Origin of the sequence: Pseudoalteromonas sp. S3178 (genome assembly GCF_005886985.1) — a bacterium.
Taxonomy (GTDB): domain Bacteria; phylum Pseudomonadota; class Gammaproteobacteria; order Enterobacterales; family Alteromonadaceae; genus Pseudoalteromonas; species Pseudoalteromonas carrageenovora.
Window position 1 is genome coordinate 1 of sequence record NZ_PNCW01000333.1, and the last position, 288, is coordinate 288.

General features: G+C 42.4%; 1 protein-coding gene. It reads right to left on the bottom strand.

Annotated elements, in window-relative coordinates; translation table 11 throughout:
- On the bottom strand, window positions 1–288 hold a 288-nt coding region (locus CWC11_RS21190), incomplete at both ends, for an FAD-binding protein (protein WP_138684197.1).

A 288-nucleotide genomic window follows, 5' to 3' on the forward strand; every position in this document is an offset into this window, starting at 1 on the left:
CTCTCAACTCTATCCGCTTTGCGGTTGTATACATAAACACCTTTGATATCGCTTGAGTCGCCATGTTTATCTTTGATGAGATCGATGGCGTTGTATTGCTCAAGTATATTAATTTTTGGGTGTAACTGCACTTGGCTAATTAATGTGGTTTGAACGGCTTTACCCGTTGCATCAGCTGCGTGCAATATACGACGATGTGAATGTCCACCTTCGCGGGTTAAATGAAAGCGCTCTTTCCCTTTACTATCTACTTCCATATCAAATGGTACGCCTTGTTCAATCAGCCAC